Source organism: Kitasatospora sp. NPDC048194 (assembly GCF_043202455.1).
In the GTDB taxonomy this organism is placed as follows: domain Bacteria; phylum Actinomycetota; class Actinomycetes; order Streptomycetales; family Streptomycetaceae; genus Kitasatospora.
On sequence record NZ_JBIDAK010000012.1, the window covers coordinates 72,097 to 87,452 of the forward strand.

General features: G+C 71.5%; 9 protein-coding genes. 5 read left to right on the plus strand and 4 right to left on the minus strand.

All coding sequences use genetic code 11. The annotated features are described in order from the left end of the window. Nucleotides 1-600: 600 nt before the first annotated feature. The 3 genes from ACGF07_RS17030 (at nucleotide 601) to ACGF07_RS17040 (ending at nucleotide 7,180) form a co-directional block, all read left to right on the plus strand. Nucleotides 601-3,120 (plus strand): ATP-dependent Clp protease ATP-binding subunit, encoded by a 2,520-nt coding sequence (locus ACGF07_RS17030; protein ID WP_392899436.1) that lies wholly within the window; start codon nucleotides 601-603, stop codon nucleotides 3,118-3,120. 343 nt (nucleotides 3,121-3,463) lie between these two features. Beyond that, a complete protein-coding gene (locus tag ACGF07_RS17035) occupies nucleotides 3,464-5,815 on the plus strand; it encodes an immune inhibitor A domain-containing protein (RefSeq protein WP_392899439.1) in 2,352 nt (783 codons plus the stop codon). Between the two features lie 423 nt (nucleotides 5,816-6,238). After that, nucleotides 6,239-7,180 carry a M23 family metallopeptidase gene (locus ACGF07_RS17040; protein ID WP_392899442.1) on the plus strand — a complete coding sequence of 314 codons (942 nt, stop codon included), beginning with the start codon at nucleotides 6,239-6,241 and terminating at the stop codon, nucleotides 7,178-7,180. A 64-nt stretch (nucleotides 7,181-7,244) separates the two neighbouring features. Here ACGF07_RS17040 and ACGF07_RS17045 read toward each other — a convergent pair whose 3' ends face one another. Beyond that, on the minus strand, nucleotides 7,245-7,877 hold the full coding sequence (locus tag ACGF07_RS17045) for a TetR/AcrR family transcriptional regulator (RefSeq protein ID WP_392899444.1): 633 nt from the start codon (nucleotides 7,875-7,877) through the stop codon (nucleotides 7,245-7,247). A 221-nt stretch (nucleotides 7,878-8,098) separates the two neighbouring features. Between ACGF07_RS17045 and ACGF07_RS17050 the strand changes: the two genes are divergently transcribed. Further along, nucleotides 8,099-9,694, plus strand: a complete 1,596-nt coding sequence (locus ACGF07_RS17050; RefSeq protein WP_350745848.1) for an MDR family MFS transporter — start codon at nucleotides 8,099-8,101, stop codon at nucleotides 9,692-9,694. Between the two features lie 205 nt (nucleotides 9,695-9,899). Here ACGF07_RS17050 and ACGF07_RS17055 read toward each other — a convergent pair whose 3' ends face one another. Continuing rightward, on the minus strand, nucleotides 9,900-10,859 hold the full coding sequence (locus ACGF07_RS17055) for an A/G-specific adenine glycosylase (protein WP_392899447.1): 960 nt from the start codon (nucleotides 10,857-10,859) through the stop codon (nucleotides 9,900-9,902). Nucleotides 10,860-11,075: 216 nt separating this feature from the next. On the opposite strand from ACGF07_RS17055, the gene ACGF07_RS17060 reads away from it, so the two are divergent. After that, nucleotides 11,076-11,981 carry a hypothetical protein gene (locus ACGF07_RS17060; RefSeq protein ID WP_350745850.1) on the plus strand — a complete coding sequence of 302 codons (906 nt, stop codon included), beginning with the start codon at nucleotides 11,076-11,078 and terminating at the stop codon, nucleotides 11,979-11,981. 295 nt (nucleotides 11,982-12,276) lie between these two features. On the opposite strand, the gene disA is transcribed toward ACGF07_RS17060, so the two are convergent. Both disA and radA read right to left on the minus strand, forming a co-directional pair. Next, the gene (gene disA / locus ACGF07_RS17065; RefSeq protein ID WP_392899650.1) at nucleotides 12,277-13,335 is read right to left on the minus strand and encodes a DNA integrity scanning diadenylate cyclase DisA; all 1,059 of its coding nucleotides are present in this window, start codon (nucleotides 13,333-13,335) and stop codon (nucleotides 12,277-12,279) included. A 201-nt stretch (nucleotides 13,336-13,536) separates the two neighbouring features. Then, a complete protein-coding gene (radA, locus tag ACGF07_RS17070) occupies nucleotides 13,537-15,060 on the minus strand; it encodes a DNA repair protein RadA (RefSeq protein WP_350745853.1) in 1,524 nt (507 codons plus the stop codon). Nucleotides 15,061-15,356: the final 296 nt, after the last annotated feature.

Genomic DNA, 15,356 nt, shown 5'->3' on the forward strand with positions numbered 1-15,356 from the left:
ACGGCGCCGACGACACACGCGCGGGGCGCGGAGGAGCCACCTCCGCGCCCCGCGGCGCGCGCCCGGACGGCCGCCGTGCCGGCCGGGCCGGGGGCTTCCGGGGCTGCGGGCCGGGGCGGCGGAACAATCACGAGTTGTGCAACGCTGTAGGGGCGAAGCGGTAACGCGGACACACCGGGACGGGCGCACCGGCCCTTCCGACCGCGTTGAACCACCGTCACCACGGCCGGACTTCTCGCCAGGCGAACACCGCCACCGCGGAAACTGCGCGAGAACCGCCCCGATACCGGGTATGAATGCAGGTGGGCGGGTTGTTGGACCCGTCCAGGGGCAGCAAGTGCGACCGGCCGGAGAGGGCCCGGCTGTGCCCCGGCGGCTCGTGTTCGCCGATGGCGTAGCGGTTTCCGGTGCATCCGGCCCACCTGTGGGAACACCGATTCCCAGCATCAGGTTGGGATTGGTGTCGGCTGGTCGCGCAGCATCTCGCTCCTCTACCGGGGAGTGAATCCGTGGGCCGCGCCGCTGAGCGGGACTAGCATGCGGAAGGACAGGGCGGGGACGGACCCCGAACTGCCCGACCGCTCTGAGGAGCGATAAACGATGTTCGAGAGGTTCACCGACCGCGCGCGGCGGGTTGTCGTCCTGGCTCAGGAAGAAGCCCGGATGCTCAACCACAACTACATCGGCACCGAGCACATCCTCCTGGGTCTGATCCACGAGGGCGAGGGCGTCGCCGCCAAGGCCCTGGAGAGCCTCGGGATTTCCCTTGAGGCCGTGCGCCAGCAGGTCGAGGAGATCATCGGCCAGGGCCAGCAGGCCCCGTCCGGTCACATTCCCTTCACTCCCCGGGCGAAGAAGGTCCTGGAGCTGTCGCTCCGGGAGGCCCTGCAGCTCGGCCACAACTACATCGGCACCGAGCACATCCTGCTCGGCCTGATCCGCGAGGGCGAGGGCGTCGCCGCCCAGGTCCTGGTGAAGCTGGGTGCCGACCTCAACCGGGTGCGCCAGCAGGTGATCCAGCTGCTCTCCGGCTACCAGACCGGTGGCGGCAAGGAGTCGGCCACGGCCGGCGGGCCCGCCGAGGGCACCCCGTCGACCTCGCTGGTCCTGGACCAGTTCGGCCGCAACCTGACCCAGGCGGCCCGCGAGGCCAAGCTCGACCCGGTCATCGGGCGCGAGAAGGAGATCGAGCGGGTCATGCAGGTGCTGTCCCGCCGCACCAAGAACAACCCCGTCCTGATCGGTGAGCCCGGCGTCGGCAAGACCGCCGTGGTCGAGGGCCTGGCCCAGGCGATCGTCAAGGGCGAGGTCCCGGAGACGCTCAAGGACAAGCAGCTCTACACGCTGGACCTGGGCGCCCTGGTGGCCGGCTCGCGCTACCGCGGCGACTTCGAGGAGCGCCTGAAGAAGGTGCTCAAGGAGATCCGCACCCGCGGCGACATCATCCTGTTCATCGACGAGCTGCACACCCTGGTCGGCGCGGGCGCCGCCGAGGGCGCCATCGACGCCGCCAGCATCCTCAAGCCGATGCTGGCCCGCGGCGAGCTGCAGACCATTGGTGCCACCACCCTGGACGAGTACCGCAAGCACCTGGAGAAGGACGCCGCGCTGGAGCGCCGCTTCCAGCCCATCCAGGTCGCCGAGCCCTCGCTGCCGCACACCATCGAGATCCTCAAGGGTCTGCGCGACCGCTACGAGGCCCACCACCGGGTCTCCATCACGGACGCCGCCCTGGTCGCCGCCGCCACCCTGGCCGACCGGTACATCTCGGACCGCTTCCTGCCGGACAAGGCGATCGACCTGATCGACGAGGCCGGCTCCCGGATGCGCATCCGCCGGATGACCGCGCCGCCGGACCTGCGCGAGTTCGACGAGAAGATCGCCGACGTGCGCCGCGAGAAGGAGAGCGCGATCGACGCGCAGGACTTCGAGAAGGCCGCGTCCCTGCGCGACGACGAGAAGCAGCTCCTGCAGGCCAAGGCCAAGCGCGAGAAGGAGTGGAAGGCCGGCGACATGGACGTCGTCGCGGAGGTCAACGAGGAGCTCATCGCCGAGGTCCTGGCCACCGCCACCGGCATCCCGGTCTTCAAGCTGACCGAGGAGGAGACCTCCCGGCTGCTGCGCATGGAGGACGAGCTGCACAAGCGCGTCATCGGCCAGAAGGACGCCATCAAGGCGCTCTCCCAGGCCATCCGGCGCACCCGTGCGGGCCTCAAGGACCCGAAGCGCCCCGGCGGTTCGTTCATCTTCGCCGGCCCGTCCGGCGTCGGTAAGACGGAGCTGTCCAAGACCCTGGCGGAGTTCCTGTTCGGCGACGAGGACGCGCTGATCGCGCTCGACATGTCCGAGTTCTCCGAGAAGCACACCGTCTCCCGGCTGTTCGGCTCCCCGCCCGGCTACGTGGGCTACGAGGAGGGCGGCCAGCTGACCGAGAAGGTCCGCCGCAAGCCGTTCTCCGTCGTCCTCTTCGACGAGGTCGAGAAGGCCCACCCGGACATCTTCAACTCGCTGCTGCAGATCCTGGAGGACGGTCGCCTGACCGACTCCCAGGGCCGCGTGGTCGACTTCAAGAACACCGTCATCATCATGACGACCAACCTCGGCACCCGGGACATCTCCAAGGGCTTCAACCTGGGCTTCGCGGCCACGGGCGACACCCAGACCGGGTACGAGCGGATGAAGGCGAAGGTCGGCGAGGAGCTCAAGCAGCACTTCCGCCCCGAGTTCCTGAACCGCGTCGACGACATCGTGGTGTTCCACCAGCTGTCCGAGGACGACATCATCCAGATCGTCGACCTCATGATCGCCAAGGTGGACGAGCGGCTCAAGGACAAGGACATGGGCCTGGAGCTCAGCGTCGAGGCCAAGAAGCTGCTGGCCAAGCGCGGCTACGACCCGATCCTCGGCGCCCGTCCGCTGCGCCGCACCATCCAGCGCGAGATCGAGGACCACCTCTCCGAGAAGATCCTCTTCGGCGAGCTGCGGGCCGGCCACATCGTCGTCGTCGACGTCGAGGGCGAGGGCAAGGACGCCAAGTTCACCTTCCGCGGCGAGGAGAAGACGGCCGTCGCGGACACCCCGGCCGCGGTCGCCTCGTCCGGTCCGGACCTGACGAAGTGACCAACATTTAACAGACAACTTCACAGCCACCGAGCCCCCGGCGTCCGCGCCGGGGGCTCGGTACGTTCGGGGCCGGTCGGCCGTCGCACCGGTGCGGTCCGGAACGGGTGGCTTCCCGGCGGGTTGGTGCGGGTACGCCCCATTTCTCAGTAAGCTTTAATGCTCATACGGTTGACTCTTTGTCAGCTGATGTGAAGTCGGGGAGGATAGCGCCGTGCCCATGTCACGGTCAAGGTCTATCTTTTCCGTGCACGCTTGGATCAAATGACGTCCACCTGTCTTTCATTTTGGTTTGCCGGGCCTTGGCCATGAGCTGGCCCCGGTCGGGGAGGACGTCACAACGTTGAAGAACACCAGGAGAACCGCTGCGGTCGCGACGGCTGCGGCGGTCATAGTCACGCTCGGGGCGGGTCTGTTCCCGGGCACCGCCGTGGCGGCCGGCTCGGCCCCCGTGCCGAAGGACCCGGCTGACGCCGTCCAGGCCGTCAACACGGAGCACAACCTCCCGGGGCCGCTGACGGCCAAGGTGGAGGCCGAGCACAAGGCCGCCACCGAGCAGCTGCTCGACGGCACCGCCCAGGTCGAGCAGCACAACGGCAGCACCAGCGTGAAGCTCGGCAAGGACAAGTACGTGGAGCTCGCCCGCGAGCGCACGGACAAGATCTTCACGATCCTGGTCGACTTCGGCGACCAGGTCGACAACACCACCAAGACCGCCGACGGCAAGGTCAAGTACGGCGGCGAGCCCGGCCCCAAGCACAACGAGATCGCCGCGCCGGACCGCGCGACGAACAACTCGACCGCCTGGCAGGCCGACTACAACCAGGCGCACTACCAGGACCTGTACTTCGCCAAGGACAAGCCCTCGCTGAAGACCTTCTACGAGAAGCAGTCCTCGGGCCGCTACTCGGTCGACGGCGTGGTCTCGGACTGGGTGCGGGTGCCGTGGAACGAGGCCCGGTACGGCTCCGACTACTGCGGCTCCAACGTCTGCGCCAGCGCCCAGGACCTGATCCGCGACGCCGTCGACATCTGGTACAAGGACCAGCTGGCGAAGGGTCAGACCGACGCCCAGATCAAGGCGACGCTGGCCCAGTACGACCAGTGGGACCGCTACGGCTCGCACCACGACGGGAACTTCAACCAGCCCGACGGGTACATCGACCACTTCCAGATCGTGCACGCCGGTGAGGACAAGTCGGCCGGTGGCGGCAAGCAGGGCAGCAAGGCCCTGTGGGCGCACCGCTCCTACGTCTACGGCAACCTGACGGGCCAGGCCGGCCCCGAGGGCAACAAGCTCGGCGGCGTCCAGGTCGGCAACACCGGCCTGTGGATCGGCGACTACACCATGCAGCCGGAGAACGGCGGCCTCGGCGTCTTCGCCCACGAGTACGGCCACGACCTCGGTCTGCCGGACCTCTACGACACCGCCGGCAAGGGCATCGACAACTCGGTCGGCTTCTGGTCGCTGATGTCCTCCGGTTCCTGGCTCGGCGAGGGCAAGGACAGCATCGGCGACATGCCGAACGACCTCGACGCCTGGAGCAAGTACCAGCTCGGCTGGCTGAAGGTCGACCACGCCAAGGCCGGCACCGAGTCGACGCACCACATCGGCCCGGTGGAGTACAACACCGACCTGCCGCAGGCGCTCCTCGTCGACCTGCCGAAGAAGAGCATCACCACCGACATCAACAAGCCCTTCGCGGGCGGCAACGAGTGGTGGAGCGGCAGCGCCGACAACCTGAACGTCACGCTGACCCGCGACGTCGACCTGACCGGCAAGACCAAGGCCAGCATCAACGCCAAGGCCTGGTACGAGCTGGAGCCGGACTTCGACTACGCCTTCGGTGAGGTCTCCACCGACGGCGGCAAGACCTGGACCGTCGTGGACGGCACCTGGAACGGCGCCGCGCTCCCGAAGGAGAACGGCCGCCCGGCCGTCAACGGCCTCGCCGCCGCCTGGGGCGACCTGTCCTTCAACCTGGACGCCTACGCCGGCCAGAAGATCCAGTTCCGCTACCACAACACCACCGACGGCGGTCTGCACTACCGCGGCTTCGCGGTGGACAACGTCACGGTGACCGCCGACGGCGCGACCGTGTTCAGCGACGACGTGGAGAACGGCGACAACGGCTGGACCGCCGCCGGCTTCACCCGCTTCGGCGGCTCGTACACCAAGGACTACGCGCAGTACTACATCGCGGAGAACAAGCAGTACGTGTCGTTCGACCAGACGCTGAAGACCGGCCCGTACAACTTCGGCTTCGCCAGCAAGCCGAACTGGGTCGAGCACTACGCGTACCAGCCCGGCCTGCTGATCTGGTACTGGGACACCTCCCAGACCGACAACAACGTCAGCGCCCACCCGGGCCACGGCCTCGTCCTGCCGGTCGACTCGCACCCGACCCCGATGAAGTGGGCCGACGGCACCCTGATGCGTCCGCGCATGCAGGGCTTCGACTCGACCTTCGGTTCGCGCCGCGTCCCGGCGCTGACCCTGCACAAGGCCGACGCCGAGACCGTCATCCCGAAGTCCAAGGGCGTCGACGAGTTCTCCGACCTGAAGTCGTGGTGGTCCAAGGACAACCCGTACAGCGGTGTGGACGTGCCGAAGACCGGCACCAGCATCGAGGTCGAGAACGAGTCCGCGAACTACCTGGAGACCTGGATCCGGGTCCGCCCGGTGGACAACTGATCGTCCTGACGATCGGCGGATGACCGCACGGCATCCCGCCGCACGGCATCCCACCGCATCACACGTCCGGCCCGCCCCCGCACTCGCGGGGGCGGGCCGGCCGCGTTCCCGGTGGCGCTCGCCGACGGCCGGGGCCCGTCGCGGGTGGCACTGGTCACAGCGGTCGGGCGGGGTACGACCGGGCCTAGTAGGCGGCGCCGGCGATGCGCCGGGGCGCCTCCGAACCGGGCCGGGCGGCTCCCGCCCATGATCAACGGTGCGTCGGCTCCGGCCTCCGGCCGGTGCGAGGACTACGCGCGGTAGTACACCACCCGGTTTGGGACTGCGCTCGGCGCCGGTTAAAGCTGAGTGCTCCCCCGCTCAGCACCCGCCCGAACCGGGCGTCCGGTGCTGTCCCCGCACGACCGTGAGGTACGCCAGGCGATGTCCACCGTCCCGCCCGTGGGGCCGGCCCTGCGCCGGCTCGCCGCCCGAACGGCGGCCCAGGCGGCCGCCTGGCAGCCCCGGCTCCGCCACGCCCTCGGCAGCCACGTGGCGCCGCCGCTGCGCGCTCTCGCCGTCCCGCGGCACGCCACCCTGCCGGGCAGCCGGCAGCGGGCCGAGCGCGACCACGCGGTCGCCTCCGCCGGCGCGGCCGCGGTGCTGCTGGCCGGCGTGCTGCTGGCGGCGGCGCCGAGCAGCGCCTCGGCGCAGACCGTGCGGCCGACCACCCCGGGCAGTTCCGCGTTCACGGCCGCCCAGGCGGCGGTGCCCGACCCGGGCGTGGTCCAGGTGACCGGGCCCAGCCCGTACGAGCTGCCCGCGGACGCCGCCTCGGCGCAGGCGTTCGTGGCGGTGGCGTCCAACCTGGAGCCGGCCGAGGCGCCGGCCGAGGCGCCCTCGCCCGCCCCTGCGCCTGCGCCTGAACCCGCCCCTGCGCCGCAGCCGGAGCCCGCGCCGGCTCCCGCACCCGCACCGGACTGGTCGGCGCCGGTGCCGAACGCGCCGACCAGCAACCCGTACGGCGTGGCCAACTCCGGGTACGCCGCCGGGTACCACACCGGTGTCGACTTCGCGGTCCGCCCGGGCACCCCGGTGCTGGCGGTCGGCAGCGCGACGGTGGTCTCGGCCGGCTGGGACGGCGCCTACGGCAAGGAGGTCGTCCTGCGGCTCGCCGACGGGCACTTCGCCCAGTACGCCCACCTGTCCGCGCTCTCGGTCCGGGCGGGGGCCCACGTGTCGGCGGGCGAGCGGGTCGGCCTGTCCGGCAGCACCGGCAACTCGACCGGGCCGCACCTGCACTTCGAGATCCGCACCAGCAACCGCTACGGCGCGGTGGTCAACCCGATCGCCTACCTGTCCGCACACGGCGTCACGGCCTTCTAGCGGGCGTGCCGTTCGGCTCCGCCGCCGGACCGCGCCGCCGTGGTCCGGCCCCGTCGGGCGGGGCTCAGCCGGCGGTGCTGACGGGGTGGCTGATCCGGGCGCCGATCTCCAGCGAGACCTCCCGGGCCGCACCGATGGCCTCGTCGAGGGAGGCCGTCGGCAGCTTCTCGCCCCAGACGTTCTGGGCGTGGGCGCAGTCCGAGGTGTCCTGCTTGAGCAGGAACAGCGCCGAGTGCACGGTGAACAGCGCCATCGCGGCCCGCAGCCGGTCCGGGAACTCCGCGGCCGGCCCGTGCACCAGCTGCACCATGGTGACCATGCGGTCCCGGAAGGCGAGCCCGGCCGGGGACTCGCGCAGCGCGGGCTGGTTCTCGTGGAAGAAGCGCAGCAGCGGCGCCCGCTCGGCCATTCCGTCAGCGAAGCGGCTGATCAGCTCGTCGCGGACCTCCGGGCTCCAGGTCTGCCGACGGCCCCACTCGATGGTCTCGTCGATCGGCGCGGCCATCCGCTCGACGATGCCGAGGACGATGTCGTCCTTGGTCTTGAAGTGGTAGTAGAGCGCGGCCTTGGTGACGCCCAGCCGGTCGGCGATCTCCCGCAGCGAGGTCTGCTCGTAGCCCTGCTCGGAGAAGAGCTCCAGCGACACCTCGATGATGCGAGCCCGGGTGTCGCTGCGGGGGCTGTGCGGAGTGCCCATGGCCTGCCTCATGACTGCGTCGGTGACTGCTGCGGACCCCAGGGTGGCGTCCGCCCCGGGCTCATTCTCCCTGCCCAGGCGGTCGGTCTTAAAACTGGCTTGACGACCGGCTAGGAAACAACTTACCGTGCCGACGATCGATAAACTAGCCGGGCGACAAGTAAGTGACCCGCCGCACGGCGCGACGCTCGTCCGAACCACCCTCCGGGAGACCCCACCCCATGTCACAGTCCCAAACCGCCGGCCCGGTACCGGAGGACAAGACGGCCGAGGAGGAGCAGCCGCGGTCACCCCGCGAGATCCGCCTCGTCATGGTCGGCTTGGTCGTCACGATGCTGCTGGCCATGCTCGACAACCTGATCGTCGGCACCGCGATGCCGACCATCGTCGGCGACCTCGGCGGCGCCGAGCACCTGTCCTGGGTGGTCACCGCGTACACGCTGGCCACCGCCGCCTCCACCCCGATCTGGGGCAAGCTCGGCGACCTCTACGGCCGCAAGGGCACCTTCCTCACCTCGATCGTGATCTTCCTGGTGGGCTCGGCGCTGTCCGGCCTGTCGCAGAACATGAACGAGCTGATCGGCTTCCGCGCCCTCCAGGGCCTGGGCGCCGGCGGTCTGATGGTCGGCGTCATGTCGATCATGGGCGCGCTCGTCCCGCCCCGCGACCGCGGCAAGTACCAGGGCATGTTCGCCGCGGTGATGGCCCTGGCCACCATCGGCGGCCCACTGGTCGGCGGCTTCATCACCGACCACCTGAGCTGGCACTGGACCTTCTACATCAACCTGCCGCTCGGCGTGGTCGCCCTCGCGGTCGTCGTCGCCACCCTGAAGCTGCCGAAGGTCCGCAACAACGCCCGGATCGACTACCTGGGCGCGATCCTCCTGACCGTCGGCATCACCTCGCTCGTGCTGATCACCACCTGGGGCGGCCAGCAGTACGCCTGGGGCTCCAAGGAGATCCTCGGCCTGGCCGCGCTCGCCGCCGCCTCGCTGATCGCCTTCTGCTACGTGGAGCAGCGGGTCGAGGAGCCGATGCTGCCGCTGAGCCTGTTCAAGAACCTGAACTTCACCCTGGTCTCGATCATCGGCTTCATCGTCGGCTTCGTGATGTTCGGCTCGACCGTCTTCCTGCCGCTCTACCAGCAGATCGTCCAGGGCGCCTCGGCGACCAACTCCGGGCTGCTGCTGATGCCGATGATGTTCGGCATGCTGGTCGTCTCGCTGGTGGTCGGCCAGGCCGTCACCAAGACCGGCAAGTACCGGGTCTTCCCGATCATCGGCACCGTCGTGATGACCGGCGGCCTGATCCTGCTCTCCACCATGGGCACCGAGACCAGCAGCTTCACCTCCGCCTGCTGGATGGTCGTGCTGGGCGCCGGCATGGGCTTCCTGATGCAGATCACCATGCTGGTCGCCCAGAACAGCGTCGAGCTCAAGGACATGGGCGTGGCCAGCTCCACCGCCACCCTGTTCCGCACCATCGGCGGTTCCTTCGGCGTCGCGCTGTTCGGCGCGCTGTTCAACAGCCGGGTGACCGACACCATGAAGGAGCGGCTGGCCGGCAAGCAGCTGCCCCCCGGTGGCGCCAAGGACCCGGGCCAGACCAGCCCGGCCGAGCTGCGCAAGATGCCCGACTACATCCAGGACGCCTACCACCACGCGGTGTCCAACGGCCTGCACACCGTCTTCCTGTGGGGTGCCGGGGTGGCCGTGATCGCCATCGCCGCGGCGCTGTTCCTGCGCGAGGTGCCGCTGCGCGGCACCGGCAAGGGCGAGAAGCCGGCCGAGTCCTCGCTGGAGGCGGCGGCCGTCTGACGGCTGCGCGCCCGCTCGGTGCGGTGCCCCCGGGAGGTGCTCCTCCCGGGGGCACCGTCGCGTTGCGGGGTGTGGCGGCGGCAGCGCCGCCGTGCCGCTACGGGGGCGGCCCGCTCCTCGGGGCACCGCCGCGTCACTGCGGGACGGCCGCTCGGCAGCGCCCGCCGCGTCGCTAAGGCGACGGCGGCTCGGCAGCGCCGCGATGTCACTGCGGGAGGCGGTACACGCCCTGTTCGACCGGCTCGACCAGGCCGTCCGCGACCAGGCCGTCCAGGGCGCGGGCCCGCTGGACGGCGTCCGGCCAGACGGCGTCCAGGCGGGCCTGCGGGACGGAACCGTGGGCCTCGCGCAGCACCGCGAGGAGCTTGCCGCGCACCTGGCGGTCCGTCCCCTCGTAGGTCTGGCCGCGCCGGGCCGGGCCCTCGTACGCCGGGCGGCCGGCCCGCTGCCAGGCGCAGCCGCTGAACAGCGGGCAGTCCCCGCACTGCGGGCCGCGGGCGGTGCAGACCAGCGCGCCCAGCTCCATCACGCCGACCGCCCAGGTGGCGGCCGTGGCCGGGTCGTCGGGCAGCAGGGCGGTCGCGGTGCGGCGCTCGGCGGCGGTGGTGGCCTGGGCCGGGTACTCGACGCCGGTCACCGCGCGGGCGAAGACCCGGCGGACGTTGGTGTCCAGCACCACGTGCCGCTGGCGGAAGGCGAAGGAGGCGACCGCGGCCGCGGTGTACTCCCCCACCCCGGGCAGCGACAGCAGGGTGGCGTGGTCGTCCGGGACCTCGCCGCCGTGCTCCTCGGTGATCGCCACGGCGGCCGCGTGCAGCCGCAGCGCACGGCGGGGGTAGCCCAGCCGGCCCCACATCCGGACGGCCTCGCCGGCCGGCTCGGCGGCGAGGTCGGCCGGGGTGGGCCAGCGGGTCATCCAGGCCTGCCAAGCGGGCAGCACCCGCTTGACCGGGGTCTGCTGGAGCATGAACTCGCTCACCATGACCGCCCACGGCGTCGCCTCCGGCGTCCGCCAGGGCAGGTCGCGCTTGCTGGCCTCGTACCAGTCGATGACGGTCGAGTGCAGCAGCGGCAGGGGCATCGGCAGCCGCGCGCCGGCGGCGGTCGCGGTCGCGGTCGCGGGGGTGGTCGTCGTGGTCGGCTCGGTGGCGGTGATGACTGTCATGGCCCTTCGATCCTCCCATGCCCGGGGGGAGCGGCCGAAGGAGAGGAGTCGATTCCGGCCGCCGACTCCCGGCGCCCGTTCCGACGGCTCGGAAGCGTTCGGGACCCGCCTCCTGGTGCTCCCTCGAACGGCTCAAACGGCGGATCATGTGAAGGAAGGGGCGACTGTGCGGTGTTGGTGGGTCAATCGGCACACACAGTCTCGTAGAGTTTGATCGTGCCCTCTCTGCGTCAACCCGTGGGACCGCTGCCGGCCTCGATCTACTGGCGTCGGCGCGTCGTCGTGCTCGCCGCCGTCGCGGCGGTCATCGCCCTGATCGCCTGGCTGATGACCGATCAGGGCGGGGGCGGTGACGACGGATCGCCGGGCAGGGCGGCGCAGGCCGCACCGACCCAGACCCCCGCGCAGTCGATCACGCCCGGCGCCTCGCCGAGCGGCCCTGCGGCGCGCCCGGGGGGCGGCACCGGGGGCACCGGCGGCAGCGGCGGACCGGTGAGCGGGGGCGGCAGCGACGTCGGCCTCAGCGGCGGCTCCGGCGGCGGCGCCAACCCGGCGCCCGCGGGCGGGGCGGGCGGCTCCGGTGGCGGCGGCGGAAACGGCGCAGGCGGCGGCACGGCGGGCTCGGGGGGCGGCACCGGTGGCGGGTCCTCGGCCGGCTCCGGCGGGTCCGGCGGCGGCGCTCCCGCGGTGAACACGCCCGAGGTGATGGCGCTGCCGGTGTGCGCCTCCTCGCAGGTGGCCCTGGAGCTGAACCCCAGCCAGAACCCGTACCAGGCCAAGGACAAGCCAAAGCTGGCCCTGACGGTCAAGAACTCCTCCGGCAGCAACTGCCGGGTGGACCTGGGCCGCACCGCCTCGGTGATCACGGTCAGCGGCAACAACAACGACCGGGTCTGGTCCTCCGGCGACTGCCCGCCCGACAAGGGCAGCATCTGGGTGCAGATCCCGGCCAACGGCAGCCAGACCGAGACCTTCACCTGGGACCGCAGCCGCAGCAAGCCGCAGTGCGCGACGCCCGACCAGACCCCGCCGGCGAACGGCACCTACGTGGTGCTCGCGGAGCTCACCGGGCTCTCGGGTGACAAGGTGTCCGCACGGACCTCGATCCGACTGGACGGCTGAGCACCCGTCACGTCCGCCGCTCCTCCGCCGGAGCCCCGACCGCAGGCGCGGCCGGGGCTCCGGCGTTTTCCGGGCCGAGGGACCCTCTCAGGGCGGGGAACGCGGTCAAGCCGGGGGGCCGTTCGGGCCGGGGGCGCGATCAAGCGGGGAACGCCATCAGGCCGGGGAACACCATCAGGCCGGGGACGCGACCAGGCGGGGGACGCCGCTCAGGCCGGGAAGGCGCGGAAACGTCGAACGGCCCCCGAGGAAGCGTTTCTCCTCGGGGGCCGGCCGTACACCGAAGGCGCGTCGGTCAGACGTAGCGCTCCAGGATGGACGATTCGGCAAGACGGGACAGCCCCTCGCGGACAGAGCGGGCGCGGGTCTCGCCGACGCCCTCCACCGTCTGCAGGTCGTCGATGCTCGCGGCGAGGAGCTTCTGCAGACCGCCGAAGTGCTCGACCAGGCGCTCTATCACCGTGTTGGGCAGGCGCGGGATCTTCGCCAGCAGGCGGTAGCCGCGCGGGGCCACGGCCGAGTCCAGGGACTCCGGCGTGCCGGAGTAGCCGAGCGCCTTGGCGACGGTCTGCAGGTCCAGCAGCTCGGCGTGGGTCAGCGCCTCCAGGTCGGCCAGCACCTCGGTGACCGTCCGTCCCTTCTTGGCGGCCCGCTCCGGGAAGTAGTCCCGGGCGACCAGCTCGCGCTCCGGCTCCACGCCCGCGATCAGCTCGTCCAGCTGGAGCGAGAGCAGCCGGCCGTCGATGCCTAGTTCCAGCACGTAGCCGGCGATCTCGGTGGCGATCAGCCGGACCATCTCCAGGCGCTGGGCCACGGCCGTGACGTCCCGGACCGTCACCAGGTCCTCGATCTCCAGCGCGGAGAGCGTGCCGGCGACCTCGTCCAGGCGCAGCTTGTAGCGCTCCAGGGTGGCCAGCGCCTGGTTGGCGCGGGACAGGACGGTGGTCGAGTCCTCCAGCACCCGGCGGGTGCCGTTGACGTACATGGCGATCAGCCGCATCGAGTGCGAGACCGCGACCACCGGGTAGCCGGTCTGCCGGTTGACCCGCTCGGCGGTGCGGTGGCGGGTGCCCGTCTCGTCGGTGGGGATGGTCGAGTCCGGCATGAGGTGGACACCGGCCCGGACGATCTTGGTGATGTCCTTGTCGAGCACCACCGCGCCGTCGAGCTTGCACAGCTCGCGCAGCCGGGTGGCGCTGAACTCGACGTCCAGGACGAAACCGCCGGTGCACAGGGACTCGACGGTCCGGTCGAAACCCAGCACGATCAGACCGCCGGTGTTGGCCCGCAGAACCCGCTCCAGGCCGTCACGAAGCGCGGTACCGGGCGCGATGGCGGTGAGGGAAGCCCGCAGCAGGGCCTCCTCGCGGGAGGCCTTGTCCGCCCCCCGGTCGCTGGCTGCCACGTGACTCCTCCGGTCGACCCGTGCCGCGCGCCTCACGCCGTGCGCCGGTCCGCGGTCTGTTGCTCTGTCGCTCAGTACCGCTCCGGTACTGCCTTCTGGCCAATGAGACTGGGGAGAGTCTAACTGCGTGCGGCTTCGGCAGGGCTTGGGTCAGCGCAGTTCGTCGGAGTCCAGCGGCTCCCACCCGGCCATCAGCTCCTCCGGAAAGGCCGGGACCCGGGCCGCGCGCGGGGCCGGCGGCGCCGACGGAGCCTCACCACGCACCTCGGTACGGGCCTCGGCGCGCGGCTTGGCGGCCGCCCGGCGGCGGCCCGGGATGGCCCGCAGCGCCTCGCCGATGTCCGCCACCTCGACCACCTTCATGCCCGGCGGCACCTTGCCCGGGTCCGGCGGGACCAGGGCGTGGGTGAAGCCCAGCCGGTGCGCCTCGGCGAGCCGGCGCTGCACGCCCGTCACCCGCCGTACCTCGCCCGCCAGGCCGACCTCGCCGATCGCCACCAGGTTGCTCGGCAGCGGGGTGTCGGTGGAGGAACTGGCCACCGCGAGCGCGACCGCGAGGTCCGCGGACGGCTCGCTGAGCTTCACCCCGCCGACCGTCGCGGTGTAGATGTCCTGCTTGCCGAGCTTCACCCCGCCGTGCCGCTCGACCACGGCCAGGATCATCGCGATCCGGGGCGACTCCAGACCCGAGGTCGTCCGGCGCGGGGAGGGGATCTGCGAATCCACCATCAGCGCCTGCACCTCGGCCACCAGGGGGCGCTTCCCCTCCAGGGTGACGGTGAGGCAGGTGCCGGGCACGGGCTTGTCACGCCTGGTCAGGAAGAGGCCGGAGGGATCGGCCAGGCCGACGATGCCCTCGTCGTGCAGCTCGAAGCAGCCCACCTCGTCGGTGGCGCCGTAGCGGTTCTTGACCCCACGGATGAGGCGCAGCCGGGCGTGCCGGTCGCCCTCGAAGCTGAGCACCACGTCCACCAGGTGCTCCAGCAGGCGCGGGCCGGCGATCTGGCCGTCCTTGGTGACGTGGCCGACCAGCAGAGTGGCCATGCCGCGCTCCTTGGACGCCCGGATCAGCGCGTTCGCCACCTCGCGGACCTGGGCCGGGCCGCCGGGGGCGCCGTCCAGCTCGGCCGAGGCGATGGTCTGCACCGAGTCCAGGATCAGCAGGCCGGGGTTGACCGCCTCGATGTGCCCGAGCACCGCGCCGAGATCCGACTCGGCGGCGAGGTAGAGGTGCTCGGAGAGCGCGTTGATCCGGTCGGCGCGCAACCGCACCTGGCCGGCCGACTCCTCACCGGTGACGTACAGCGTGCGGTGCCGGTCGGTGGCCGCCTTGGCGGCGACGTCCAGCAGCAGGGTCGACTTGCCGACGCCGGGCTCGCCGGCCAGCAGGACCACCGCGCCGGGGACCAGGCCGCCGCCGAGCACCCGGTCCAGCTCCGGCACGCCCGTCGAACGGGCCGTCGCGACCTGGCCGTCCACCTGGGCGATCGGGCGGGCGGGCGCGCTGACCGGGCCGGCGGCGGTGGTGCGGATCGGCACCGCGCCGTACTCCTCGACCGTGCCCCAGGCGTTGCACTCCGGGCAGCGGCCGACCCACTTGGGCAGCTGGTTGCCGCACTCGGTGCAGCGGTAGGCCGGGCGCGGCTTGGCGGTGGTCTTGGAACGCGGAGGCATGCGGCCCACGGTAGCGCCTGGGTACGACAGCGCCGGTCCGCCGGGGCGGCGGGCGCTTCGGGAGGGCGGCGGGCGGCAGCGACGGCGATGGGTACGGGGGTGGGGACGGCGGGGCGGGCGAGGCGGCAGGGCGGGCGGCCGCGAGGACGGGGTGGCGGGTGGCAGCGACGGCTCTGTCGCACCGCAGCGACGGCGTCGAGCGCGCCGGTCCGCCGCGAACAGTGCCGGACCTCGCCGGCGGACCCACACAGATGGGCGATGTTGTTACCCGAAAGAAGTACATACGCGGCGAAGCG

Coding starts and splice junctions, on each gene's coding strand:
- ACGF07_RS17030 (WP_392899436.1), top strand. CDS start 601: ATGTTCGAGAGGTTCACCGACCGCGCGCGGCGGGTTGTCGTCCTGGCT.
- ACGF07_RS17040 (WP_392899442.1), top strand. CDS start 6,239: ATGTCCACCGTCCCGCCCGTGGGGCCGGCCCTGCGCCGGCTCGCCGCC.
- ACGF07_RS17045 (WP_392899444.1), bottom strand. CDS start 7,877: ATGGGCACTCCGCACAGCCCCCGCAGCGACACCCGGGCTCGCATCATC.
- ACGF07_RS17050 (WP_350745848.1), top strand. CDS start 8,099: ATGTCACAGTCCCAAACCGCCGGCCCGGTACCGGAGGACAAGACGGCC.
- ACGF07_RS17055 (WP_392899447.1), bottom strand. CDS start 10,859: ATGACAGTCATCACCGCCACCGAGCCGACCACGACGACCACCCCCGCG.
- radA (WP_350745853.1), bottom strand. CDS start 15,060: ATGCCTCCGCGTTCCAAGACCACCGCCAAGCCGCGCCCGGCCTACCGC.